General features: G+C 63.5%; 26 protein-coding genes. 10 read left to right on the plus strand and 16 right to left on the minus strand.

The genetic code is table 11. The features are described 5' to 3' along the window. The first annotated feature begins 224 nt into the window (after window positions 1–224). The gene (locus V6B15_RS11805) at window positions 225–1,145 is read left to right on the plus strand and encodes a tetratricopeptide repeat protein (RefSeq protein ID WP_334201705.1); all 921 of its coding nucleotides are present in this window, start codon (window positions 225–227) and stop codon (window positions 1,143–1,145) included. Window positions 1,146–1,153: 8 nt separating this feature from the next. Beyond that, complete coding sequence (locus tag V6B15_RS11810) at window positions 1,154–1,765, plus strand: LON peptidase substrate-binding domain-containing protein (protein ID WP_334201362.1); 612 nt, start codon at window positions 1,154–1,156, stop codon at window positions 1,763–1,765. On the opposite strand, the gene V6B15_RS11815 is transcribed toward V6B15_RS11810, so the two are convergent. From V6B15_RS11815 to argB, 6 genes are all read right to left on the minus strand, one after another. Then, a complete protein-coding gene (locus V6B15_RS11815; protein ID WP_334201363.1) occupies window positions 1,752–2,798 on the minus strand; it encodes a serine hydrolase domain-containing protein in 1,047 nt (348 codons plus the stop codon). The two genes, V6B15_RS11810 and V6B15_RS11815, sit on opposite strands and share 14 nt — an antisense overlap. Window positions 2,799–2,841: 43 nt before the next feature. Next, window positions 2,842–3,465, minus strand: coding sequence for a MarC family protein (locus V6B15_RS11820; protein ID WP_253521656.1), 624 nt, complete (start codon window positions 3,463–3,465; stop codon window positions 2,842–2,844). 1 nt (window position 3,466) lies between these two features. Next, complete coding sequence (locus tag V6B15_RS11825; RefSeq protein ID WP_320181467.1) at window positions 3,467–4,168, minus strand: YybH family protein; 702 nt, start codon at window positions 4,166–4,168, stop codon at window positions 3,467–3,469. Beyond that, entirely contained in the window at window positions 4,165–5,061 is an 897-nt protein-coding gene (gene folD / locus V6B15_RS11830) for a bifunctional methylenetetrahydrofolate dehydrogenase/methenyltetrahydrofolate cyclohydrolase FolD (protein WP_334201364.1), read from the minus strand. The genes V6B15_RS11825 and folD overlap by 4 nt, the downstream gene beginning before the upstream one ends. Then, window positions 5,061–5,351, minus strand: a complete 291-nt coding sequence (locus V6B15_RS11835; protein WP_253521646.1) for a YggT family protein — start codon at window positions 5,349–5,351, stop codon at window positions 5,061–5,063. The genes folD and V6B15_RS11835 overlap by 1 nt, the downstream gene beginning before the upstream one ends. Window positions 5,352–5,431: 80 nt before the next feature. Beyond that, the gene (gene argB, locus V6B15_RS11840; protein ID WP_320181465.1) at window positions 5,432–6,328 is read right to left on the minus strand and encodes an acetylglutamate kinase; all 897 of its coding nucleotides are present in this window, start codon (window positions 6,326–6,328) and stop codon (window positions 5,432–5,434) included. A 216-nt stretch (window positions 6,329–6,544) separates the two neighbouring features. Between argB and V6B15_RS11845 the strand changes: the two genes are divergently transcribed. Continuing rightward, entirely contained in the window at window positions 6,545–6,937 is a 393-nt protein-coding gene (locus tag V6B15_RS11845) for a hypothetical protein (protein ID WP_334201365.1), read from the plus strand. A gap of 167 nt (window positions 6,938–7,104) precedes the next feature. Beyond that, complete coding sequence (locus V6B15_RS11850; protein ID WP_334201366.1) at window positions 7,105–7,821, plus strand: hypothetical protein; 717 nt, start codon at window positions 7,105–7,107, stop codon at window positions 7,819–7,821. 49 nt (window positions 7,822–7,870) lie between these two features. Here V6B15_RS11850 and V6B15_RS11855 read toward each other — a convergent pair whose 3' ends face one another. Both V6B15_RS11855 and V6B15_RS11860 read right to left on the minus strand, forming a co-directional pair. After that, complete coding sequence (locus V6B15_RS11855) at window positions 7,871–8,092, minus strand: hypothetical protein (RefSeq protein ID WP_320181462.1); 222 nt, start codon at window positions 8,090–8,092, stop codon at window positions 7,871–7,873. A gap of 79 nt (window positions 8,093–8,171) precedes the next feature. Further along, window positions 8,172–8,630 carry a DUF1294 domain-containing protein gene (locus V6B15_RS11860; RefSeq protein WP_334201367.1) on the minus strand — a complete coding sequence of 153 codons (459 nt, stop codon included), beginning with the start codon at window positions 8,628–8,630 and terminating at the stop codon, window positions 8,172–8,174. Between the two features lie 83 nt (window positions 8,631–8,713). On the opposite strand from V6B15_RS11860, the gene V6B15_RS11865 reads away from it, so the two are divergent. Continuing rightward, window positions 8,714–8,965 (plus strand): hypothetical protein, encoded by a 252-nt coding sequence (locus V6B15_RS11865; RefSeq protein ID WP_334201368.1) that lies wholly within the window; start codon window positions 8,714–8,716, stop codon window positions 8,963–8,965. A 47-nt stretch (window positions 8,966–9,012) separates the two neighbouring features. Here the strand turns inward: V6B15_RS11865 and V6B15_RS11870 are convergent, their stop codons facing one another. Both V6B15_RS11870 and V6B15_RS11875 read right to left on the minus strand, forming a co-directional pair. Next, window positions 9,013–10,737, minus strand: a complete 1,725-nt coding sequence (locus tag V6B15_RS11870; RefSeq protein WP_334201369.1) for an RNA-directed DNA polymerase — start codon at window positions 10,735–10,737, stop codon at window positions 9,013–9,015. After that, window positions 10,737–11,798 (minus strand): ribonucleotide-diphosphate reductase subunit beta, encoded by a 1,062-nt coding sequence (locus V6B15_RS11875; protein ID WP_334201370.1) that lies wholly within the window; start codon window positions 11,796–11,798, stop codon window positions 10,737–10,739. The genes V6B15_RS11870 and V6B15_RS11875 overlap by 1 nt, the downstream gene beginning before the upstream one ends. Before the next feature lie 437 nt (window positions 11,799–12,235). Between V6B15_RS11875 and V6B15_RS11880 the strand changes: the two genes are divergently transcribed. Beyond that, window positions 12,236–12,538, plus strand: a complete 303-nt coding sequence (locus V6B15_RS11880; RefSeq protein ID WP_334201371.1) for a hypothetical protein — start codon at window positions 12,236–12,238, stop codon at window positions 12,536–12,538. Here V6B15_RS11880 and V6B15_RS11885 read toward each other — a convergent pair. Beyond that, window positions 12,535–13,302: a response regulator transcription factor gene (locus V6B15_RS11885; protein WP_334201372.1), complete on the minus strand. Its 768-nt coding sequence runs from the start codon at window positions 13,300–13,302 to the stop codon at window positions 12,535–12,537. The two genes, V6B15_RS11880 and V6B15_RS11885, sit on opposite strands and share 4 nt — an antisense overlap. A gap of 370 nt (window positions 13,303–13,672) precedes the next feature. Here V6B15_RS11885 and V6B15_RS11890 point away from each other — a divergent pair, with 370 nt between their 5' ends. Beyond that, the gene (locus tag V6B15_RS11890) at window positions 13,673–13,909 is read left to right on the plus strand and encodes a DUF2171 domain-containing protein (protein ID WP_334201373.1); all 237 of its coding nucleotides are present in this window, start codon (window positions 13,673–13,675) and stop codon (window positions 13,907–13,909) included. A gap of 140 nt (window positions 13,910–14,049) precedes the next feature. Here V6B15_RS11890 and V6B15_RS11895 read toward each other — a convergent pair whose 3' ends face one another. The 3 genes from V6B15_RS11895 to V6B15_RS11905 form a co-directional block, all read right to left on the minus strand. Further along, complete coding sequence (locus V6B15_RS11895) at window positions 14,050–16,071, minus strand: ribonucleoside-diphosphate reductase subunit alpha (RefSeq protein ID WP_334201374.1); 2,022 nt, start codon at window positions 16,069–16,071, stop codon at window positions 14,050–14,052. Window positions 16,072–16,621: 550 nt separating this feature from the next. Further along, window positions 16,622–17,104 carry an energy transducer TonB family protein gene (locus V6B15_RS11900; protein WP_334201375.1) on the minus strand — a complete coding sequence of 161 codons (483 nt, stop codon included), beginning with the start codon at window positions 17,102–17,104 and terminating at the stop codon, window positions 16,622–16,624. Window positions 17,105–17,493: 389 nt separating this feature from the next. Further along, on the minus strand, window positions 17,494–18,384 hold the full coding sequence (locus tag V6B15_RS11905; protein WP_334201376.1) for an alpha/beta fold hydrolase: 891 nt from the start codon (window positions 18,382–18,384) through the stop codon (window positions 17,494–17,496). Between the two features lie 314 nt (window positions 18,385–18,698). On the opposite strand from V6B15_RS11905, the gene V6B15_RS11910 reads away from it, so the two are divergent. Then, window positions 18,699–19,031 (plus strand): PilZ domain-containing protein, encoded by a 333-nt coding sequence (locus tag V6B15_RS11910; RefSeq protein WP_334201377.1) that lies wholly within the window; start codon window positions 18,699–18,701, stop codon window positions 19,029–19,031. A gap of 19 nt (window positions 19,032–19,050) precedes the next feature. On the opposite strand, the gene nadB is transcribed toward V6B15_RS11910, so the two are convergent. Then, window positions 19,051–20,637, minus strand: a complete 1,587-nt coding sequence (gene nadB, locus V6B15_RS11915; protein ID WP_334201378.1) for an L-aspartate oxidase — start codon at window positions 20,635–20,637, stop codon at window positions 19,051–19,053. Between the two features lie 138 nt (window positions 20,638–20,775). Between nadB and V6B15_RS11920 the strand changes: the two genes are divergently transcribed. Next, on the plus strand, window positions 20,776–20,964 hold the full coding sequence (locus V6B15_RS11920; RefSeq protein ID WP_253521579.1) for a hypothetical protein: 189 nt from the start codon (window positions 20,776–20,778) through the stop codon (window positions 20,962–20,964). Between the two features lie 9 nt (window positions 20,965–20,973). Here the strand turns inward: V6B15_RS11920 and V6B15_RS11925 are convergent, their stop codons facing one another. After that, window positions 20,974–21,912: an ABC transporter ATP-binding protein gene (locus tag V6B15_RS11925; RefSeq protein ID WP_320181449.1), complete on the minus strand. Its 939-nt coding sequence runs from the start codon at window positions 21,910–21,912 to the stop codon at window positions 20,974–20,976. A 54-nt stretch (window positions 21,913–21,966) separates the two neighbouring features. Here V6B15_RS11925 and V6B15_RS11930 point away from each other — a divergent pair, with 54 nt between their 5' ends. Continuing rightward, a complete protein-coding gene (locus tag V6B15_RS11930) occupies window positions 21,967–22,227 on the plus strand; it encodes a zinc-finger domain-containing protein (protein ID WP_253521574.1) in 261 nt (86 codons plus the stop codon). Window positions 22,228–22,236 lie beyond the last annotated feature (9 nt).

Consider the following 22,236-nt stretch of genomic DNA (forward strand, 5'->3'; position numbering starts at 1 on the left):
GGTTGTGCTCTACCCCTGAGCTACGCCCGCTCACTGGCGCTACCGGAAGCCGTAGGCCCGGTGGGGAGGCGGCCAACTAGCAGCGGTCCCTGAGTCCCGCAAGCCGAAAATTGCAGAATTTTTGCGGCTCTTGCGGGTGGACCGGCGCTCCTTCACATTGGCGTGCGAATGCCCACATGGGGCAGACGCGATTTTCGAACGAAAGGTGGATTTACGTGGCGAGCATGGGTCTGAGCATGGATGAACAGAAAGCGGTCGAACGCTTCAAGACCGAGGTCGTCGAACCGTCGATGTCGCAGCTCGTCATCCTCGATTTCCATGCCGAATGGTGCGGCCCGTGCAAGGCGCTGGCGCCGATGCTCGAAAAGGTCGCGGCGGAATATGCCAACAAGGGCGTGATCCTCAGGAAGGTCGATGTCGACGAGGAAAAGTTCATCGCCGCGCAGTTCCAGGTCCAGTCGATCCCCACCGTCTATGCGCTGTTCCAGGGCCAGCCGGTCGCCGACCTGACCAATGCGCGCAGCGAATCGCAGATGAAGCAGACGCTCGACCAGATCCTTGCTCAGCTGCCGATCCAGCCGGGCGGGGAGCAGGGCGCCGCGGGTGGACAGCCGCAGCAGGATGTCTCGCAATTCGTGACCATGGCCGAAGACGTGCTCGCCGAAGGCGATGCCGAACGCGCCGCGGGCATTTTCGCGCAGGTCGTGCAGATGGCACCCGACAATGCCGCCGCGCATGCCGGACTGGTCCGCGCGCTGGTGCAGGCCGGGCATGTCGAACAGGCACAGGCTGCGCTGGCGGCCGCCGAAGCCGATCCGGCGCTGGCCGCCGATCCACAGGTCGAGCAGGCCAAGACCGCGCTCGAACTGGCCGGCAACCGCGTCGACGACAGCGAACTGGCAGCGCTCAAGGACAAGGCCGCGGGCGGCGACATGCAGGCGCGCTATGAATATGCCGAGGCGGCCTTTGCTGCGGGCGACCGCGATGCTGCAGCCGACGAGCTGCTGGGCATGTTCGAAGCCGATCGCGAGTGGAACGAGAGCGCGGCCAAGGCCAAGCTGCTGCAGATCTTCGAAGCCGTCGGACTGGAAGATCCGTGGGTGGTGAGCACGCGCCGCCGCCTCTCCAGGCTCCTCTTCGGGTAAGCCGCAGCTTGAGCGTCCGTCTCTCCATATTCCCGCTTCCCGGTGCGATACTGTTTCCCGGCCTGCAGCTACCGCTGCATGTCTTCGAACCGCGCTATCGCGACCTGGTCGGGCATGCGCTGGCCAAAGACCGGTTGATCGGGATCATCCAGCCGCAGAAGTCGAAGGACGGTGCCCCGCTCTACGAGATCGGCTGCGTCGGACGGATCGCGGATGTCGAGGCGCTCGAAGACGGGCGCTACAACATCGTCCTCGACGGCGAATCGCGGTTTCGCGTGCTACGCGAAATCGATGTCGCGACCGCCTTTCGCCAGGTCGAGGCCGAGCTGATCGAAGAGCCCGGGGACGAAGTGCTTTCCAGCGTCGAGCGGGCCGGCTTCGAATTCGAGGCGCGCCGTTTTGCCGACATGCAGGGCTATTCGGTCGATTGGGACTCGGTCGCGCGGCTCGACGACGAGACGCTGATCAATGGCGTGGCGCAGATCGCCCCGTTCGACCCGGCCTCGAAACAGGCGCTGCTCGAAGTGCCCGACCTCAAGCAGCGATGCGAGTTGATGATCCAGCTGATGCAGTTCTTCGCGCTGCGCGACGACGGCGACGAGATCGTTACCTTGCAGTAGGCGCTGCGGGCGGCTCCAGGCTGGCGAGCAACGCTGCCAACGCGGTGAAGGCATGCCGATCGGCATCCTTGCGATTGTAGTTTTCCGCCTGCACCACCAGCACCGCGTCGTAATCGCGCAGGATGGCGACCAAATTGCCGCCATTGCCCTTCATCATCCACGCCCCTTCATAGCCGCGCGGCGACCGGATCGGCGTGGCCCACCACAGATGTCCGTAATAGACATGCTCGCCAAGCTGGTGACGCGGCGAGAGCATCGCGTCGATCCAGCTTTTGGGTAGCAGCTGCTCGCCCTTCCAGCGTCCGCCATCGAGGACCATGCGCCCGATCTTGAGCAGTGCATCCGAACCGATCGTCAATTGCCCACCCGACTGGATTTCCCCGCTGCGCGAGTGCCGCCAGGCCAAGCCGTCGATCTCCAGCGGATCGAACAAGCGGCGCTGGACATAGGCGTCGAAGCGCTCGCTCGTGGCGCGTTCGACCACCTGACCGAGCAGGAAGACCCCCGCGGTGCAGTAGGAGAATGTCCCTTCCCCTCGCTGGTCGCGCACATAGTCCCGCGCAGGCAAGGCGAGTGCGAAATCGCGCCATACGCGCGTTCGATACATCCGCTCTTCCTGCCCCGGCGACTTGCGATCCCAATCATTGCAATCGAGCGCGCACGACATGCCGAGCAAGTCCGCGACCGTAATCGAATCCCATGGTTCACCGCGGGGATGGCCGAGATAAGGCCAGACCGCGACGTCCACCCCTGCCAGCGCGCCATCGGCAATCGCCGCGCCCACCGCCAGCGCGGTGAGCGACTTACCCGCAGACCGAATATCGATCGGCGTTCCCGCAGCTTCACCATCGAAGCGCTTCGCATAGACCGTCTCGCCATGCTGTTCGGCGGCAAGCACGGCAATGCGATCGAGCTTGCCCGCAGCAATCGCCGCTTCGAGCTCGGCGATGGAATAGTCGGGCAGCGGCTGCGCCATCGCAGGAGACGCCGCCATGAACCAGACGAGCATCAGGAAGGAAGCGAAGCGGTACATGGTGTCTGTCTAAGGCGCCGGACTGAACCGACACGGAACCGCGTTACCCGACGAAAGTGCCCTTCAGCCCGTCGAGCACATATTGCGTCGCGAGCGCGGCGAGCAGGACGCCCAGCAGCCGCGTGATAACCGCCTCGACCCGGTCGCCCAGCACGCGGATCAGCGGACCCGCGGCAATCAGCGCCGCGGCGGTCAGCGCGAGCACGGCCAGCATCGCGCCGAGCACGACCAGCGTTTCCTCGGTCCCGCGCGCTTCATTGGTCAGCAGCATGATCGCGGCGATCGCGCCGGGACCCGCCAGCATTGGCATCGCCATGGGGAACACCGAGACATCCTCGACTTCGGGTGTCGCAGCGACCTTCTCGGCCCGGTCTTCGCGCCGCTGGGTGCGCTTCTCGAACACCATTTCGAGCGCGATAAGGAACAGCATGATGCCGCCCGCGATGCGGAAGCTGTCGAGTTCGATATGCAGCGCGTCGAGCAGATCCTCGCCGAACAGCGCGAAGCCGATGAGGATGATGCCCGCGATGACCACCGCGCGGATCGCCATGCTGCGGCGCTCGGCAGGCGCTGCGCCCTTGGTCAGCCCGGCATAGATCGGGGCGCAGCCGGGCGGGTCGATAACGACGAACAATGTGATGAAAGCCGAAAAGAACAGCGCGGTCATGCTAATCCTCCGAAGGTGCGATTACGCTGCCTGTCATGGCATCGACCATCATGCCGTCGCGGTGCAGCATCAGTTTCCAGTTGCGCGACAGGTCGGGCGACACGACGAAGGTCAGGAACAGGCTGCTGTCCGCGCTGACCTGGTCGAAATAGGTACCGCCTGTCACCGGGCGCGATTGTTCGGCCTGTTCGCGCAATTCGGCGGCGAGCCCGCGAGCGGGGCAGTCGGCGACATCGGTACGCACGAATTCGGGGGCTTCGAGCGGTGTCTCGAGGCTATCGCCCTGGTCGAGCGTCCAGCGGTATTCGCCATCGCGGCGGCGTTGCCAGACGGTGGTGAAATAGCCGTTCGAGCCATCGGGCCGCTGCCAGGCACCGCGCGTCACCGCGAGCGAGCCGTCGCAGCTCGACCAGACGTGATGCGGCTGCCAGCGCACGGCCTGCGCGGGGTCCGCCCGGCCCTTCAGCCAGTCGCGCGCGATGACCGGTTCGGGGACGAACATTACGCCGTCATCGGCGGCATACTCGCGAAAGGCGGTCCACTGCCCCTCATCCTGCGCCATGCGCGCGAAGCCGAGTTCGGCGGCGACCACCTTCGAAGGATTGGCGGTCGGCTTGAGCATCCGTGCATAGCGATCGCGCGGGTTCGGCCCGGTGGAGCAAGCGGTCAGCGCCAGCGCCAGCAGGGCGATCGCCAGTCTCAAAGCGCGCCTTCGGGCAGGTCGAGACCGGCGTTGCGATAGGCCGCGACCAGCGTGTTGCGCAGCAGCACCGCGATCGTCATCGGTCCGACACCGCCGGGGACCGGCGTAATTGCGGCAGCGACGCCTTGCGCCCCGGCATAGTCGACATCGCCGACCAACCGGCCCTTGTCCGCGCCCGGTTCGGGGGGCAAGCGGTTGATACCGACATCGATCACCGTCGCTTGCGGCTTGAGCCATTCGGCCTTGACCATTTCGGCACGGCCCACCGCCGCAACCACGATATCGGCGCGCCGGACGACGCCGGGCAGATCCTTCGTCCGGCTATGCGCGATGGTGACCGTGGCGTTGGCATCGAGCAGCAGCTGCGCCATCGGCTTGCCGACGATGTTCGAGCGGCCGATCACCACCGCCTCGAGGCCCGACAGATCGCCCAGCCGGTCGGTGAGCAGCATCATGCAGCCCAGCGGCGTGCAGGGCACGAAGCCGCTCTGCCCGACCGCGAGGCGCCCGGCATTGGTCACGTGGAAGCCGTCGACATCCTTGTCGGGGCTGATCGCGGCGATCACCGCCTGTTCGTCGAGATGGCCGGGCAGCGGCAGCTGGACGAGGATACCGTCGATCGCCGGATCAGCGTTCAACTGCTCGACCAGTGCGAGCAGCTCCGCCTCCGCCGTATCCGCGGGCAAGCGGTGCTCGAAGCTTTCCATGTGTGCGGCCACGGTCGCCTTGTGCTTGCTGCGCACATAGACCTGGCTCGCCGCGTCCTCGCCCACCAGCACCACCGCGAGGCCGGCCTTGCGGCCCGCCGCCTCGGCGAATTTCGCCGCCTGCTGGCCGACGCGCTCGCGCAGCCTGGCGGCGAATGCCTTCCCGTCGATGACCTGCGCCGGCATCAGCCGTAGATCACATTGCCGAGAACGATGAGGACGATGTTGAGCAGGATGATCAGCACCAGGGGGGAGAAGTCGATCTGGCCCGTATTGGGCAGGAGGTTGCGGATCGGGCGCAGGACCGGCTCGAGGAAGCGGTTGATGGCCATGTAGAAGCCGGCGAGGAACTCGTTCGACCGGTTCACCACGTTAAAGGCAAACAGCAGCCCGATGATGAACTGGATGATGATCAGCATCACCAGTACGTTGGTGAGCATGGCGATGATCTGGTAGATAGTGCTGAGCGCCTGCATGTGATCGAGCGTTCCCTTGAAGCTGCCGTGTCGCGCGTCCTACAAGCGCGACACGCCCCGCGCTACCCCCATCCGACGGGTTAAGCCCCGCGGCTGACCAGCGTACCCGCGCCGCGGGCGGTAAAGAATTCGAGCAGCATCGCATGCGGCACGCGCCCGTCGAGCACCACCGCCGCCTCGCAGCCCGATTCCACCGCCTGGACGCAGGTTTCGAGCTTGGGGATCATCCCGCCCGAGATCGTCCCGTCATCGCGCAGCCGGTGGATGTCGGCGGGCGTCAGATCGGTGAGCAGCTCGCCCTGCTTGTTCAGCACGCCCGGAACGTCGGTCAGTAGCAGCAGCCGCGCCGCGCCCAGCGCCGCCGCCAGCGCGCCCGCCATGGTGTCGGCGTTGATATTGTAGGTATGGCCATCCTCGCCCACGCCGATCGGTGCAACCACCGGGATCATCCCCGCACCGGTCGCGGTTTCGAGGATCGCCGTGTCGACCCTGGCCGGCTCGCCGACGAAGCCGAGATCGAGCACTTTCTCGATGTTGCTGTCGGGGTCCTTGCGCGTGCGTTGCAGCTTGGTTGCGGTGACCAGCCCGCCATCCTTGCCCGAGATCCCGATCGCCTTGCCCCCGGCGCGCGCGATCGAGCCGACGATCGCCTTGTTGATCGCGCCCGACAGCACCATTTCGGCGATCTCGGCAGTCTGCTTGTCGGTGACCCGCAGCCCATCGACGAAGGTCGTCTCGACGCCGAGCTTTTCGAGCATCGCGCCGATCTGCGGACCGCCGCCGTGGACCACCACCGGATTGATGCCGACCGCTTTCAGCAGCACCACATCCTCGGCAAACTCGCGCGCCGCGCGTTCGTCGCCCATGGCATTGCCGCCATATTTGACCACGAAGCTGCGGCCCGCGTAGCGCTGGAAATAGGGCAGCGCCTCGATCAGCGTTTCGGCCTTGGCGTGGATATCGCGTGTCTCGTTCATCGGCGGCGAAATAGCGGTGGCGGGGCCGCGAGGCAAAGAAATTGGAAGAGGGGCGGCAATGGCTGGGCTTCATGAACCGCAGATAAACCCGCGATAAACGGGTGATGAACCGGCTCGCCCCGCCAATTCCCAGGCACATTTCGGCGCAATTGCGGGAGCCGGATTGCCGCCCCTGCCGTATCCCGGGTCCCAAGAACGAAAACGGGATACGCAGATATGACCAAGCTTACCGCACTAGCCGCCGCCCTGCTTGCCACCACCGGCGCCACCGCCGCGAGCGCGCAGCTTGCCGGACCGGTCACCGGCGCCGTCGATGCGACCGCCAATGCCCGCGTCGATGCACAGCCGACACTCGACCGCGCCCAGCGCACGACCGACAGCGTGACCGATCGGACCGAGACCGCCGCGACGCGGGCCCGCACGCGGACCGAGGCAGCGACCGACGCCGCACAGGACCGCCTTGAAGACACCGCCGAGCGCACGCAGCAGGCTGCCGATCTCGAAACGCAGGTCGATGGCAGCGCCAATGCCGATGCTTCGGCACCCGGCGTCGACGCCGCAGTCGATGCCGAGGCGGACACCACGGTGGATACCCAGCCCGAGCGCTGAGAATAAACCAGACGATCGGCCGCGGCGGGCGATCCCTCCTCTTCCCGCACAGCGGCCGCATCGGGGGCGGCGGGTCAATCCCGTCGCCCCTTTTTGCGCGGGCATGCGGCGCGAGCGCGAAATTCATCGGGCTTTGCGTTGGCTGTCCAAGCCCCTAGGCTGGCGCGATGCATATCGCCCAACTCTCCCTGCCGCTCGCGGCTGTCGCCCTCGCCGCCTGCGCGCCCGCGCCCGTCCCCGCCGCCAGCACCGTTGCCCACCCGCAGGAGGTGTTCTGGCAAGCGCTGTCGAGCCATTGCGGCAAGGCCTATGCGGGCGGGCTCGCCAGCACGGATGCGCGCGATGCCGATTGGGCGGGCAAACGCATGGTCGCGCATTGGGCCGAGTGCGACGAAACCCGCGTGGCGATCGCCTTTCATGTCGAGGAAGCGCCCCCGACCCCAAGCAGCCAAGCGGTAGGACGTATAGAAACGTCCTCAGGCAGCGAAGCCGTAGGACCAGAACCATCCTGGAACCGTAGCCGCACATGGATCGTGACCCGCGAGGGCACCGGCGCAGACACGCGGTTCACGCTCAAGCACGATCACCGTCATGCCGATGGCGAGGCCGATGCGGTGACCTTTTATGGCGGGACCAGCGCCGACGCGGGGAGCGCGAGCGCGCAGGACTTTCCCGTGGACGCCGAAAGCGTGACGCTGTTCACCCGCGAGGGCCTGACCGCCTCGCTGACCAATGTCTGGCGGATCGAAGTCACCCCGCGCGGCAGCGCCGACGCGCGCTTCGCCTACCAGCTCACGCGCCACAACGACCCGACCCGGCTGTTCCGCGTCGAAATCGATGCCAGCGCGCCGGTGGAAACGCCGCCCGCCGCGTGGGGCTGGTAAGGGCTAGGTAGCCCGCTAGCTCCTCCCGCGGGCGAGAGGGTTCAGGCCGCTATTCGGCGGTTTCTTCCGCGCCCTCTTCGGGCACATTGGTCATCGGCGTGTCGGGCGTGTCGACCTCGACCGCGCCGGGCACTTCCTCGGTCACGATCAGTTCGCCGCCGCCTTCATCGGTCGCGTCGACTTCATAGGTGGTGTCCTCGGCTTCGCCGCAAGCGGCGAGAGCGAATGCAGCGGCCAAGGGCAGCGCAGCGGCGGTGAAACGGGTGGTCATGGCAATACTCCTGTCACGGGATGGTGCCCGCGCAGCTTCGCACCATGGCCGATACGACGCAAGCCGTTCGCGCGAGCGCTCAGTAATGCGGTTCGCAGGCGACCCCGTCGCCGTCGCCGTCCATGTCCGTCCGGTAGCCCGGCTCGCCATAGCGCAGCGGCGCCTTGCCCGCCGCGCGCACTTCGTTGCAGCCGGGGTAATGGACGCTCGCCATGACCGCATCGAGCCGCGCCTGCTCTTCGGGCGATGTCTCGGTAGTGAGAGCGACGAGCCCGCCGACGATGCCCAGATTGAGCAGCGCCCCGCCCCCCAGCTTGGCGGTGAAGGCGGATTTGCGGATCTTGTGCCGGAACAGCGCCCGGCCCGCGAGCGCGCCGACGATACCGCCAATGACCACGAAGAAGACCAGCGTCGCCTCGGCCACCCGCCAGCCCCCGCTCTCGGCCTGCATCTTGTCGTAGCCGAAGGCGAGGAAGGTAAGGAAATTGACCGCGATCAGATAATAGGTCGCGAGTTCGAGCACCTGCAATGTCGACACCGCTGTATCTCCCCTCGATAGGCGGTCGGCGAGACGCCGCTAGCGCGTTGACGCAATAAGTCTTTCTGCCATCGCGGCACGGTATGCAACCCGGAGAGGCGGTTCAGGCCGATGCCTCTACAAGCGCGCTGCAAGGCTGGCTCAACCGCGGCCCGTTCCGCATGACGCACCGACTGGACGAACCCACCAACCACTACGGCCGCGCGCTAAGGACCGTCTACCGCCTGCGCCCCGACGGCAGCGAGGACCGGCTGGCGGCCTTCATGCGCCGCGAGGGTGGCGCGCGGGGTTATTGGGGTGGCGGGAAAGGGGAGTGGTGTCGATGGAGAGGGTAGCCGGCCTTTCTTTGAGATCATGAAACTGTGAACTCGCGAGATTAACTCTAAAAAGGTTCATCGTCGTCTAAAAAGAACCTATTATTGCCATCTTCGTCCTCGTCCTCGTCCTCGTCATCATAACTCGAAGTGAAGTCTTCAATCGCATGATCTGGGAAGTCGAATTCGTCTCCTATCTCAAAATCTTGTCGATCCTCTCTATCTTCATAGAAAACTTCAGGATACGCGTCATAACGGACTATAGACGAATTCTCTGCAAACGGCTTTTGCATGAGTGATCCATCTAGTGGGTACTGTCGCTGTAACTCGTCTCCCTCCCCCACAACAAAAATTTCGAGCAGGAGAGGCCAATCGGATCCCGCATACATATCGGGAGAACAAACTCTTGCCCTTAACGAACTAAAGAAATCTGGGTTTGTGACGAGCCCAGCTGATGCCATGTGCACCGCTAATGCGAGTGGCAAAGGACCGCTGCTAAGGATTGCTTTCGCGATAATTGGCCTAGGGACTTTGAAGCCCAACTCCTTGTAAAGCCAAAACGCCCAAAGCAATTCACCATCTCGACCAAAATCGGCACTCGTCTTCGCAACCGCGCCTACGACCTCCCGCCAAAGGGTGCGGTCGACGGAAACTTCTCGACGTATTGCCCACGCCAATATTCTTGCAACATAGTCGAAGACATGAGGGAACTGCACCGCGATGTGCGCCAAGAAAGGCTCAACTTTCTTCCAGTTCTCGCTCCAAATAGATGACGTATCCATTTTTCGTAACAGGAACTTTAAGATCGCAGTGTCTTCTGTCTCCCGTACAATATTTATAGATCGAGAGAAAAGGTCATTCACCTCCCCCCTTTGCACTCGACGGCCCGGCACCCAAGGTGCATTTATTTTGAAAACTTCTTCTATCTTGCTAGCTAAATCGTCCGGCCAGTAGCTTCCTGTAACCTCAGAGAGTTCAACTATACGAGTTTTGGCTTCGTTGATATCAAGGCCGAAACTTCCGAGACCTCGCCTTAATACATTGAGACTTTTTTCGCAGTCATCAATAGAGTCTCCGCCTATCCAATAGTCATCGACATGTCTGACAAAACTAGTTTTTGTTCGGGTCGCTTGAAGGTACTCCGCATCAACACTCGCCAAAATAATTTCTGCAGTTACGCGCGATGCATCAGGACCCACCGGAAGACCGATTGTTTGGCCATCCTGCGCTTGTCGATGAATGAAATCTAATTTATTTCCCCAAACCTCGGCTGACTGCTGGCGCCTGTCTTGCTTCGCCGCCTGCTTTCCATGAAGCGCCCAAGGAATTGAATGAGTGTAGACTGAAGGAAAACAGCGAGCGACGTCCGTTACTAAACAGAAGCGCTTAGCAGCCAATTTTTGAATGCGTATTTCACGAAGTCGATTTTGTGAAGTCATAGCAGTCGCGCGGTAGTGCGACGCCGGCCTCATCGGTTTCGAAGCGGACCCCATTGAGGCATTGATGTGCGACCAAATCGCAGCCCAGTTATTCTCGATAAATAGTCCGGCATCCCTAGCGAATAGAGGGTGAGGAACTTGGAAAGACCTCCGTTGCTCACCCCTTTTTGTAGCATCAAACGGCGCTGTTTTCCCAACCCGGTTCTGGGTGACTAAATAGCGGTTTCCTTCGGGTAGATACGGTTGAGCTAAAGATGCCGATGAGATGACCGACGGCAAATTTGCGGGAAGAAGCCCTTTCGTTACGAAATCAGTGTGCTGAGGCGGCCGATCGATTTCGAACGGATACAACATTACTCAGCCGCCTGCGCTCCAGCGTCTTCCCCGAACAGCCCCGGGCCGTCGTCCTGCGCGACGCCTTCCTCGTTCGCGGCCTTGGCCTTGGTGCGTTTGTCGAAGCTCGACCAGACCGAATTCCAGTCGCCGGTGGTCGCGCCCTTGGAATATTCGGTGGCGCGCTGTTCGAAGAAGTTGGCGTGCTCCACGCCGTTCAAGAGCGGGGCGAGCCAGGGCAGCGGGTGATCGTCGATCATGTAGATCGGCTGGAGGCCGAGCTGGCCCAGCCGCCAGTCGGCGATGTAGCGGATGTACTTCTTGATTTCCTTGGGCGTCATGCCGCTGACCGGGCCCATTTCGAAGGCGAGGTCGATGAAATTGTCTTCCAGCCGCACCGACTTCTGGCAGATGTCGATGATGTCTTCCTTGACCGCCTTGGTCAGGCAGTCGCGCTCGCGCACGAATTCGTGGAACATGCGGATGATGCCTTCGCAGTGCAGCGATTCATCGCGCACCGACCAGCTGACGATCTGGCCCATGCCCTTCATCTTGTTGAAGCGCGGGAAGTTCATCAGCATGGCGAAGCTGGCGAACAGCTGCATGCCTTCGGTGAAGCCGCCGAACATCGCCAGCGTGCGCGCGATATCCTCGTCATTGTCGACGCCGAACTGCTGCATGTAATTGTGCTTGTCGGCCATTTCCTCATATTCGAGGAAGGCGGAATATTCGCTTTCGGGCATGCCGATCGTGTCGAGCAGGTGCGAATAGGCGGCGATGTGCACCGTCTCCATGTTGGAGAAGGCGGTCAGCATCATCTTGATCTCGGTCGGCTTGAACACGCGCGCATATTTGTCGTGGTAGCAATCCTGCACCTCGACATCGGCCTGGGTGAAGAACCGGAAGATCTGCGTGAGCAAATTGCGCTCGTGCTCGGTGAGCTTCTGCGCCCAGTCGCGGCAGTCTTCGCCCAGCGGCACTTCCTCGGGCATCCAGTGGATCTGCTGCTGGCGTTTCCAGAAGTCGTAGGCCCAGGGGTACTCGAAGGGCTTGTAGGTCTTACGGGCTTCGAGCAACGACATCTGGTAGTTCTCCGATTCAGCGTGAACGACTCATATAGGGAATCAGAACCCGGATTCGAAGGCAAGCGGGAATGATTCGGCGGGGATAAGATGTGGTCAACCGCAGATGCGCCCGGTGGCGCGGCGGCAGTATGCGACGAACCGCGCCATTCTTCAAAGCAGCAGCCGTTCGCCGTACCCGCGGTGGTCGCATGACAAGCGACCGGAGCGCCCCATTGTGCGCTGGATAGCCCGCCGCGCTTTGCGTCAACCCCAAGGTTCCTCGGTATTGTCGCTGCACGGCCCGCTGGGCATTATCATTAACGGCAGGGGGGTGACTCACCAGAACACCCAGGAAGCGAATCCGTCCATTTCCCGGGCCGGGCACCGGTCGAGCGGCTCCCGCCTTTCGGCAGATGTGCAATTGTGCGCCGCGCAGGCGAGAATTGGAGATCGACATGTCCATCGGGCTCGATGACGTTGCGACCGGAGTCGGTACCTACCTTGTTGCAAGCCTCGTGTTCGCCTCCTTGCTGGTTCGTATCGCCGCCTCTGCCTGGCCCAGCAAATTGCTGCGGCGTCATGTATGGACCTTTCCGCTGTCCCCGATCTTCGGATCCATGGCGCTGCTGGGGGTAGTCCTGCTGGTTGTGGGCCAGATCGTCGACGTCATGATCCGTGGCAGTTTCAGGGCGCTATCGGGGAAGCGCGCCTACCGGCGCGTCCAGATCGATTCCTATTACCATATTCGTGGTCGCTAGCTGCGGCGCGGATCGGGAGACCGTAGCAGACCGCTGAGATAGGCCGCCGCGACGATCTCGTTCGAATGGCTGCAGCCGAGCCGCTGGCGCAGCCGCGCGGCATGATAGGCCACCGTGTTTTCGCTGATGCCGAGGTCGTAGGCGATTTCCTTTTGGCGTTTGCCCGCTGCAAGACCCGCGAGGACATCGGCCTGGCGGCCGCTCAGCGCGGGCCGCAGGCGCTTTGGCGCCGGTCCGGCGATTTTCTCGAGATAGGCATAGGTGAAATGCATTACCGCCGAGAGGTAGATCCAGTAGCTGTCATCGAGCGCCGCGGTCACGTCGCCGGCGAAATCCTCAGGCGGGACGCCGCGGTCGGGGGCGCTGGCATCGCGCACCACCGGGAGGCCGGCCATGCCTTCGCAGGGCGGGTCATCGACGGTGATGGCGATGGCCTGCATGGTCGACCTGTCGCCCGTGCCCGGTCGCTCGGCAAACTGCCCGACGTCGCGCGCGCTCGCATCGGCCCCATCGCGGGCGGCCTGGCCGAAGGGGAATGCCGAGATCGCGACGCTGCTGGCATTAGCTGGCCGAGAGGCATCAAGCGCTAGCGTGGACAGCGCGGTCGCCGCCTCCTCCTCCGTATCGCGGTAGAAGACATGGACCTCGCCGGACACGGGCACCCGGCCGATCGCATCGAGCGCGGCGGTCCAGATCGCATCCGCGCTTTCGGCATGGTCAAGCGATGCCAGGAAGTCCTCGAAGAAGTTCCTCAGTCCGCCCATGGCCGTGCCCCGGACATACGTATGGAGAGTGCACTACCGAATTCCCCCTCCTCCCAAAGACAATGCAGAATGCCATTCGAAGATATTATGGGATGTCTGAATAATGCCCGCGCATGGGTGATTAAATGCGCCTTGCGCCGGTTGGTTAATACTAGCCCGTCCCGGTCGGCTGTCGAGAGCATCAGGGCGGCGCAGGATACGCGCGGAAGGCCAAAGGCTTTAATTTGAGCGTCCCGTCAGTCGAGAGAGCGTCCGACCCTAAGAAATCTTGGGGTCGGCTGCGCCGTGCACCAGCTTCGGCGAAGCGTGGACCAAAGCCACTGCCCGCCCGTTGGTAAGGTGTAAGCAACGCAAAACAAAAGGAATTTAGATGTTCGAGAAGATTCGCATCAAGGAACACATGGAAATCGCCGACGCCAAGGGCCAGCATGTCGGAACGGTCGATGAAGTCGAAGGCGATGCCATCAAGCTGACCAAATCGGACAGCGGCGATGACATGCACCACTTCCTGTCGCTCGACGATGTCGAGAAGATCGACGACAACCGTATCTACCTCAAGGAAGGTGCGCGCATCCCCGCCGGTCTCGGCAACAAGGCGGTCGCCTGAGCGACCCCGCCGTTACGATCCCATAGCGGATCGAAAAAGCCCCGCCCCGGATGTCCGGTGGCGGGGCCTTTCATATGGGCAATCGTGGCTGGTGAGAGAGGTGAACCTAGGGCCGCCCAGACGTCACCAGAGGCCGCCTATTACTGGCAGGCGAGGCATTCCTCGTAATCGGTCTGCTCGGCGCCCGCGGCCAGTTCGAACTTCGCGGCATCGGCGGTGTTGTCCGCTTCCACCCCGCCCGCGAAACCGGCGCGCTGCACGCTCTTCGAGCGGAGGTAGTAGAGCGACTTGATGCCCTTTTCCCACGCCTGGAAGTGCAGCATCATCAGGTCCCACTTGTCGACATCGGCCGGGATGAACAGGTTCAGCGACTGCGCCTGGTCGATGAAGGGCGCCCGGTCGCCGGCGAATTCGAGCAGCCAGCGCTGGTCGATTTCGAAGCTGGTCTTGAAGGTGGCCTTTTCTTCGGTCGTCAGGAAGTCGAGGTGCTGGACACTGCCGCCCCGCTCGAGGATCGAATTCCACACATTGGTCGAGTTCTTGCTCTTCTTGTCGAGAATCTTCTCGAGATAGGGGTTCTTGACGATGAACGAGCCCGACAGCGTCTTGTGCGTGTAGATATTGGCCGGGATCGGTTCGATGCAGGCGCTGGTCCCGCCGCAGATGATGCTGATCGACGCGGTCGGCGCAATCGCCATCTTGCAGCTGAAACGTTCCATCGCGCCGGTTTCGGCAGCGTCGGGGCACGGCCCGCGTTCCTGCGCCAGCACCAGCGAGGCTTCTTCCGCCTTGGCGCTGATATGCTTGAACATCTTGAGGTTCCACACCTTGGCCATCGGGCTTTCGAAGCCGATGCTCTTGGCCTGGAGGAAGGAGTGGAAACCCATCACGCCGAGGCCCACGCTGCGTTCGCGCATGGCCGAATATTTCGCGCGCGCCATCTGGTCGGGCGCCCGGTCGATATAGTCCTGCAGGACGTTGTCGAGGAAGCGCATGATGTCCTCGATGAACTGCTTGTCGCCGTTCCATTCGTCCCATTTCTCGAGATTGAGCGAGGACAGGCAGCACACTGCAGTGCGATCGTTGCCGAGATGGTCGATGCCGGTGGGCAGCGTGATTTCGGCGCACAGGTTCGAGGTCGAGACCTTGAGCCCCAGTTCGCGGTGATGCTTGGGCATCATGCGGTTCACCGTGTCGGAGAACACGATATAGGGTTCGCCCGTGGCGAGCCGGGTTTCGACCAGCTTCTGGAACAGGCTGCGCGCGTCGATGGTCTTGCGCACCGATCCGTCACGCGGGGACACGAGGTCGAATTCCTCGCCCGCGCGCACCGCTTCCATGAAGGCATCGGTGACGAGCACGCCGTGGTGCAGGTTCAGCGCCTTGCGGTTGAAGTCGCCGCTCGGCTTGCGGATCTCGAGGAACTCCTCGATCTCGGGGTGCGAAACGTCGATATAGCAGGCCGCCGAACCGCGGCGCAGCGAACCTTGCGAAATTGCGAGCGTGAGCGAATCCATCACCCGCACGAAGGGGATGATGCCGCTGGTCTTGCCGTTGAGGCCGACCGGTTCGCCGATCCCGCGGACATTGCCCCAATAGGTGCCGATGCCGCCGCCCTTCGAGGCGAGCCAGACGTTCTCGTTCCAGGTGTTGACGATGCCGTCGAGGCTGTCCGACACGCTGTTGAGATAGCAGGAAATCGGCAGGCCGCGCGTGGTGCCGCCATTCGACAGGACGGGCGTGGCGGGCATGAACCACAGGTTCGAGATATAGTCGTAAAGCCGCTGCGCATGTTCGGCATCGTCGGCGAAATAATCGGCCACACGCGCGAACAGGTCCTGGTAGCCTTCGCCCGGAAGCAGGTAACGATCGGTCAGCGTTTCCTTGCCGAATTCGGTCAGCAACGCATCGCGGCTCTCGTCGGTCTTCACGTCGAACCGGCGATCGAGCACCTTCTTGCTGTCATGTTCGGCCGCTTCCGAGGTCGCGCTGGCGACCGCGCCGGCCAGCGCCTCGCCCGCCGCTGCCTGGACCAGTTCGTCACTGCCCTTGTCCGTCTTGTCCATGGCGACCGCTTTCTCTTCGGTGGTGGGTTCGGGCGCGGTGTCTTGTGTGTCGAAATCCAATGCCATCGCCGTGTCGTTCCCGCTCTTGAAATCCATCGTGTGCCCCGCCGTCTGAGTGCTCCGCGGGCCGCTATCAGGCCACCCGCGTTCCGGTTGTGTTCGAGTCGACGAGGCCACTGCCCCGCCTACCAATTTTGTGTGGCTCCGGGGCGAAAACTTTTCCCCTTTTTCCCCACAGCCATGCCGCTGGGGCGGGGCTCCTCAATATGGGGAGCCGGCCGCCAAAAGCTAGGTCTTGTGGGTACCCATGGTAGCCTGACCACTAGATACTGAATCAGGCGGGACTCCGGCGCAAGAGGGTCAACGCCGATTTAAGGCTGGTTCGGGCCCGGCGGACGCGGTGCCTTATCCGGCTGCAACGCCGCGACGCGTGGACCAAGCTGGACTTCGGGCGAGCGCAAGGGGCTAAATGAATCCGTGAAAAAAATTTTGCGGGCAAAAACGATCGGTCCGGCTTGTGAGTCAATCGAATCCGGGTGCGCAATTTTGGAATCGAGGCGGGCATTCGGCACAGACTCCGGCGCTGCCGCATCCCGTCCGCAGCACGGGATCACGGCAACGCCGAAGAACAGTGACGGGGCCGGCGCTAGGACGCGGCGCGCGGAGCCGAATTGAACGCGAATACGGTGCGTTCGCGCGGGTCGGCGAGGCGCGCCTGTTCCAGCTTCGCCAGCTGCGACGACAGATCGGCAAAGGCCTGGTGGCTGTTGGCGAGGACGATGTTGGCCTGGAAGATCTGGTCGGGCGCCCCGATCGCCGGGAGCGGATTGCTCCGGCCCAGCCGGGCAACCGCCACCAGCGCGCGACGATCCACGCTGCGCTGGCCCGATTTGCGATAGAGTTTCACATCGGCCGGGCGGCCATCGGCGCCGCGCTGGAACCGCACCATGGCAATCCCTTCGCCAACCAGCTCGCGCCGCGGCCAGTCGGCACGCAGGAGATTGCGATCGAGGTCGCGGGAAATCGTCTCGACGGCGGCATTCTCCGCCGAGACGACGATGTCCTGCGAAGTCGCGGGGACGCCGGTCACCAGCAAGGCACCGGCAAAGGCCATAAGGGGGGATTTCATCGGATCATCCTTTCGCGTGCAAAGATGATCGGCCGCAGTCGCGTTGCACGCCCGGCACAAGGCGGGCGGCAGTCCCATGGTCCACAATCAGTGGTCGATCGGGGCAGGCCGGCGTCTGCGGGAGCCGGACGTCCTGTGCATCAGGATACGCGCGAAGGATTTAGTGTCAAACTCCCCGCGCGAGGGGGTCTCGGAGGGGCGAATGGCAACTCCCTGAGGGCACAGCGCAACTTCCCGCCTGCATCCCGAATCGATCATTTTTGGCAAACGCAAGAATCGAGCGCAGCGGCGCAGCAGACTCGCCTTTTGCGAACCACTAGCGACAATTTCCGTTCGTCCGCCGGTCGACCGGCGACAGCCATTGGTCGAACAACCGCCCAAATTAGGGCCTAGCTGGCATTCGCCTTGGCATGGCCGGCGATCGCATCGGCAAGCTCGTCGACCAGCTCGAGCGGCAGGTCGTGGCCCCAGCCCGGGATGGTCTTCAGCTTGGCGCCGGGGATCGAGGCCGCCGTATCGCGGCCACCCTCGCAGGGTACCAGCGGATCGTCTTCGCCATGCAAGACCAGCGTCGGCACGGTAACGTCTTTCAGCATGCCCCGGCGGTCGCCATCCGCCACGATCGCCGAGAGGTGCCGTGTCGGTCCTTCGGGGTAGAAACTGCGGCGCACGCTGGCGGTGGTGCGCTCGCGCAGGCGCTCGTCCTCGGTCGGATAGCCGGGCGAACCGATCGTGCGCGCCACCATCATGCCGTGCTCGACCAGCACCTCCACATCGGTGCTGTCGGGGCGGGTGACCAGCGCCTTCATCGCCTCGGGCTTGGCGGGCGGCAGCTTGGGATTGCCGGTGGTCGAAAAGATCGTGGTGAGCGACAGGCATTTGTCGGCATGCCGCGAAACGAAATGCTGGGCGATCATCCCGCCCATGCTCGCGCCGACGATGTGCGCTTTCTCGATGCCCAGCGTATCGAGCAAGCCGGCCCCGTCATCGGCCATATCGGCCAGCGTATAGGGCACTTTGGGCTTCAGCCCGAGCTTGGAGAGGAGCGTCATCTTGACCAGCCCCGGCGCCTTGACCCCGTCGAACTTGTGGCTGAGGCCGATATCGCGATTGTCGTAGCGGATGACGCGGAAGCCGCGGCTGGCAAGCGCCTCGACCAGTTCATCAGGCCACAGCGTCAACTGCGCGCCAAATCCCATGATCAGCAGCATGGGCGGGGCGGTCTTGTCGCCCTGTTCCTCGTAGTGAATCTCGATCCCGTTCGCGATGGCCTTGGGCATTGCTCTACCTCCTCCGAATTCCGGCTGCGGACCTCATCGCATGCTCATGCCCTTGTCCAGCGCAAACCGGCCTGCAGCTGTGGGTTTTCGGCGGCGCATCACAATGGCGTGTGCATACAATCCTACCGCGCCGACCGCTGGCATATCCCCGCGCGGATGGCACGGTTTGGCGTGGCTCGAGGGTGAACGAAATGGCTTTGACAGCAATGGATCATCGCACGGCTACCGCCGCCGCGGCTGTTCAGCTTCCCGACTTGGACCGGGATGTAGAAGGGAATCGCGCTGCCCCATTGGGCGGAACGAGGGAACGAGCGATGGACCGACGCGACGAACAGCGAAGCCAGACGCAGGACAATCTTCGCGTCACGATCGGCGGCACCGGTCTGCGCTGTGCCATGCGCAATCTGTCGCCTTCGGGCTGCATGATCGAGTGCCGCGACCTGATTGCCGATGTCGGCACGCCGGTCGAAGTCGTGCTGCTGCCCGGTTATGTCGCGCAGGGCGAAGTCGCCTGGCAGCTTGGCGAGAGCATCGGCATCTTCTTCCTCGAACCCATCAGCATGGGCGTGGTGCGCCACTTCGCGCTCGACGACTGGATGCTGCGCAGCGACTGGTCGGCAGCCAACTGGCAGTCGGTGAAGGGCTGATGCCGCCCCGGGTGTCTCGTCAGGGCACCAACACCATGTCGCGCGCGACTGGATCGGTGGCGGGATAATCCATGATGTAATGCAGCCCGCGGCTTTCGTGGCGTTTGAGCGCGCTGGTCACGATCAGCCCCGCGCAATCGAGCAGGTTGCGTAGCTCGATCAGATCGGTGGTGACGCGGAACGACCCGTAATAGTCCTCCACTTCCTTGCGCATCATCTCGATCCGGTTATCCGCACGTTCCAGGCGCTTGGTGGTGCGCACGATACCGACATAGTTCCACATGAAACGGCGGATCTCGGTCCAGTTCTGCTTGATCACCACTTCCTCGTCCGAATCGGTCACGCGGCTGGCATCCCACGGCAGGATCGCGGGCGGATCATCGAGATCGTCCCAGCACGACAGGATGTCCTTGGCCGCCGCCTCACCGAAAACGAAGCACTCGAGCAGCGAATTCGAGGCCAGCCGGTTGGCACCGTGAAGCCCGCTTTCGGTGCATTCCCCCGCCGCCCACAGACCCGGCAGGTCGGTCTTCGCATCGAGCCCGATCTTCACCCCGCCGCAGGTATAATGCTGCGCCGGCACCACCGGAATCGGCCCCTTGGTCATGTCGATGCCGAGGCCGAGCAGCTTTTCGTGGATCGTTGGGAAATGCTCCTTCACGAATTCGGGCGGCTGGTGGCTGATATCGAGATGGACATAGTCGAGGCCATGGCGCTTGATCTGGTCGTCATTGGCGCGCGCCACGATATCGCGCGGTGCCAGCTCCATCCGCTCGGGGTCGTATTTCTCCATATAGCGCTCGCCCGTGACGGGGTTGAAGAGCCGCCCGCCCTCGCCGCGCACGGCCTCGGTAATGAGGAAATTCTTGACCTCGAGATTGTAGAGGCAGGTCGGGTGGAACTGCATCATCTCCATGTTGGAGACCCGCGCGCCCGCGCGCCATGCCATGGCGATCCCGTCACCCGTCGCGCCGCGCGGCGCGGTCGAGAACTGGTACACGCGCCCCGCCCCGCCCGCCGCCAGCACGGTCGCGCGCGCGACATGCGTCACCACGTCACCGGTAGCCTCGTCGAGCGCATAGGCACCCCACACGCGGCCCGACCCCGAGTAATCCGCCTGGTTGCGCCCGGTGACCAGGTCGATGCAGCTTTGCCCGGGCAGCAGCGTGATGTTCGGATTTTCCTCCGCCGCCTTGAGCAGCGCGGCCTGCACCGCCCAGCCAGTGGCATCGTTCACATGGACGATGCGGCGGTGCGAATGCCCGCCTTCGCGCGTCAGGTGCAGGTCGCCTTCCTCGCGGTTGAAGGGCACGCCCAGCTCGCACAGCCGGTCGATCGAGGCCGGCGCGCGTTCGATCACGAACTCGACCGTCTCCTGGTCGTTGAGACCCGCCCCGGCGACCATCGTGTCACGGATGTGGTTGTCGAACGTGTCGCCCGCGTCGAGCACGGCGGCGATGCCGCCCTGCGCCCAGGCGGTGGAGCCGCTGTCGAGCCGGCCCTTGGCGAGCACCAGCACGCGCTTGGTCTGCGCCAGCGCCAGCGCGGCGGTAAGTCCGGCAGCGCCCGAACCGATGACGAGGACGTCGTAAGGGGTGTCTGTCATGCTCGCGTCATGCCGACGCAATCACTACGCGGCAAGCAAGGAACGATTCGGCGCAGCGAGGTTATTGTCAGCCGCTTGCTGCACTAGGGCGCGAATCGACAGGGGACAAAACAACGGGTTTGGAAGGGTCGCAAGATCATGACTTTGGGACGTATCGGCTGTGCCTTGGGTAGGCACAGCGTCGACAACGCGAATGTAACGCGCGTCAGCGGGCAGCAGGTCGGGCGCTGCCGCAAGTGCAAGGCACCGATGGAAGAGGTCGAACCGCATTTGTGGGCGGTGCAGAAGGTCCGCGACGCAGGGCTCGGGCCGCGCGCCTTCCTGTAACGCGCAGGCCTATCCCGCGCCGGTCAGCTGGACGAACACGTCCTCCAGATCGGCTTCGCGGGTGGTGACATCCTCGATCGCATAACCGTGCGACTGGACGAGCGCGAGCACCTGCCCTGCGCTCGTCTTGTCGCGGTCATAGGTGATCTCCAGCCGCCGCGGCTCGATCACTTCGGCCTTGGTGAAAGCCGGTTCCATGATCGGCCCGCCGAGATCCTTGTCGACCGTGATCGAGACGATCTTTTCGCGCGCCATGTCGACCAGTTCGCGAGTCGGCTTGTCGGCGATCAGTTCGCCGTGATTGATGATCGCGATGCGGTCGCACAGCTGCTCGGCTTCCTCGAGATAATGCGTGGTCAGCACCACGGTCACGCCCTCGCGGTTGAGTTCGGTCACCAGCTCCCACAGCTGGCGGCGCAATTCGACATCCACCCCGGCGGTGGGCTCGTCGAGCACGAGGATCGGCGGCGAATGGACCATCGCCTTGGCGATCAGCAGGCGCCGTTTCATCCCGCCCGACAGCGTGCGCGCATAGGCATCGCGCTTGTCCCACAGATGCACCGCCTTGAGCAGTTCCTCGCTGCGCCGCTCGGCCTTGGGAATGCCGTAGAAGCCGCCCTGGTTCTCCAGCACTTCGAACGGGGTGAAGAAGGGATCGAAGACGATTTCCTGCGGCACGATCCCGATCGAGCGCTTGGCGTTGCGCGGATTGCCCGCAATATCGAAACCCCAGACCTCGGCGCTGCCGCTGGTCTTGCGCACCAGCCCGGCAAGGATGTTGATGAGCGTCGACTTGCCTGCGCCATTGGGGCCCAGCAGTCCGAAAATGCCGCCTTGCGGCACATCGAAGCTGACCCCCTTGAGCGCCAGCTTGGCCGGCGCGCCCGGACCGGGCGAGGCATATTCCTTGACGAGATTGTCGATCTTGATCGCAGGTGGGGTGGTCATGCCGCGTGACCTAGGCTCTTGAGCAGCTCCGTCAAACCCATTATCGGCTTGCGCATGAGCCTGCCTCCTCCCGAAATCACCAAGGTCACCACGCGGCGCGTGTGGTGCGACGGCGCGACCGACATCAGGACGGGTGCGAACTACAAACCCGCCGCGCTCGGCCACCCCAAGATCTATCTCGAGATCGACGAGCATGGCTATGTCGACTGCGGCTATTGCGATCGCCGCTTCGTGCTCGAAGGCGGACCCGCCGACGGGGTCGACCAGTCGCAGCTGATGGATATTTCCGAAGGCGCGGACCCGGGCCACCGCTGACCCCCTCGC

It is taken from the genome of Qipengyuania sp. Mu-71 (assembly GCF_036867055.1).
Classification (GTDB): Bacteria; Pseudomonadota; Alphaproteobacteria; order Sphingomonadales; family Sphingomonadaceae; genus Qipengyuania; species Qipengyuania profunda.

Coding starts and splice junctions, on each gene's coding strand:
- V6B15_RS11805 (WP_334201705.1), top strand. CDS start 225: ATGGGTCTGAGCATGGATGAACAGAAAGCGGTCGAACGCTTCAAGACC.
- V6B15_RS11815 (WP_334201363.1), bottom strand. CDS start 2,798: ATGTACCGCTTCGCTTCCTTCCTGATGCTCGTCTGGTTCATGGCGGCG.
- V6B15_RS11820 (WP_253521656.1), bottom strand. CDS start 3,465: ATGACCGCGCTGTTCTTTTCGGCTTTCATCACATTGTTCGTCGTTATC.
- folD (WP_334201364.1), bottom strand. CDS start 5,061: ATGCCGGCGCAGGTCATCGACGGGAAGGCATTCGCCGCCAGGCTGCGC.
- V6B15_RS11835 (WP_253521646.1), bottom strand. CDS start 5,351: ATGCAGGCGCTCAGCACTATCTACCAGATCATCGCCATGCTCACCAAC.
- argB (WP_320181465.1), bottom strand. CDS start 6,328: ATGAACGAGACACGCGATATCCACGCCAAGGCCGAAACGCTGATCGAG.
- V6B15_RS11845 (WP_334201365.1), top strand. CDS start 6,545: ATGACCAAGCTTACCGCACTAGCCGCCGCCCTGCTTGCCACCACCGGC.
- V6B15_RS11850 (WP_334201366.1), top strand. CDS start 7,105: ATGCATATCGCCCAACTCTCCCTGCCGCTCGCGGCTGTCGCCCTCGCC.
- V6B15_RS11855 (WP_320181462.1), bottom strand. CDS start 8,092: ATGACCACCCGTTTCACCGCCGCTGCGCTGCCCTTGGCCGCTGCATTC.
- V6B15_RS11865 (WP_334201368.1), top strand. CDS start 8,714: ATGCAACCCGGAGAGGCGGTTCAGGCCGATGCCTCTACAAGCGCGCTG.
- V6B15_RS11870 (WP_334201369.1), bottom strand. CDS start 10,737: ATGTTGTATCCGTTCGAAATCGATCGGCCGCCTCAGCACACTGATTTC.
- V6B15_RS11875 (WP_334201370.1), bottom strand. CDS start 11,798: ATGTCGTTGCTCGAAGCCCGTAAGACCTACAAGCCCTTCGAGTACCCC.
- V6B15_RS11880 (WP_334201371.1), top strand. CDS start 12,236: ATGTCCATCGGGCTCGATGACGTTGCGACCGGAGTCGGTACCTACCTT.
- V6B15_RS11885 (WP_334201372.1), bottom strand. CDS start 13,302: ATGGGCGGACTGAGGAACTTCTTCGAGGACTTCCTGGCATCGCTTGAC.
- V6B15_RS11890 (WP_334201373.1), top strand. CDS start 13,673: ATGTTCGAGAAGATTCGCATCAAGGAACACATGGAAATCGCCGACGCC.
- V6B15_RS11895 (WP_334201374.1), bottom strand. CDS start 16,071: ATGGATTTCAAGAGCGGGAACGACACGGCGATGGCATTGGATTTCGAC.
- V6B15_RS11900 (WP_334201375.1), bottom strand. CDS start 17,104: ATGAAATCCCCCCTTATGGCCTTTGCCGGTGCCTTGCTGGTGACCGGC.
- V6B15_RS11905 (WP_334201376.1), bottom strand. CDS start 18,384: ATGCCCAAGGCCATCGCGAACGGGATCGAGATTCACTACGAGGAACAG.
- V6B15_RS11910 (WP_334201377.1), top strand. CDS start 18,699: ATGGACCGACGCGACGAACAGCGAAGCCAGACGCAGGACAATCTTCGC.
- nadB (WP_334201378.1), bottom strand. CDS start 20,637: ATGACAGACACCCCTTACGACGTCCTCGTCATCGGTTCGGGCGCTGCC.
- V6B15_RS11920 (WP_253521579.1), top strand. CDS start 20,776: ATGACTTTGGGACGTATCGGCTGTGCCTTGGGTAGGCACAGCGTCGAC.
- V6B15_RS11925 (WP_320181449.1), bottom strand. CDS start 21,912: ATGACCACCCCACCTGCGATCAAGATCGACAATCTCGTCAAGGAATAT.
- V6B15_RS11930 (WP_253521574.1), top strand. CDS start 21,967: ATGAGCCTGCCTCCTCCCGAAATCACCAAGGTCACCACGCGGCGCGTG.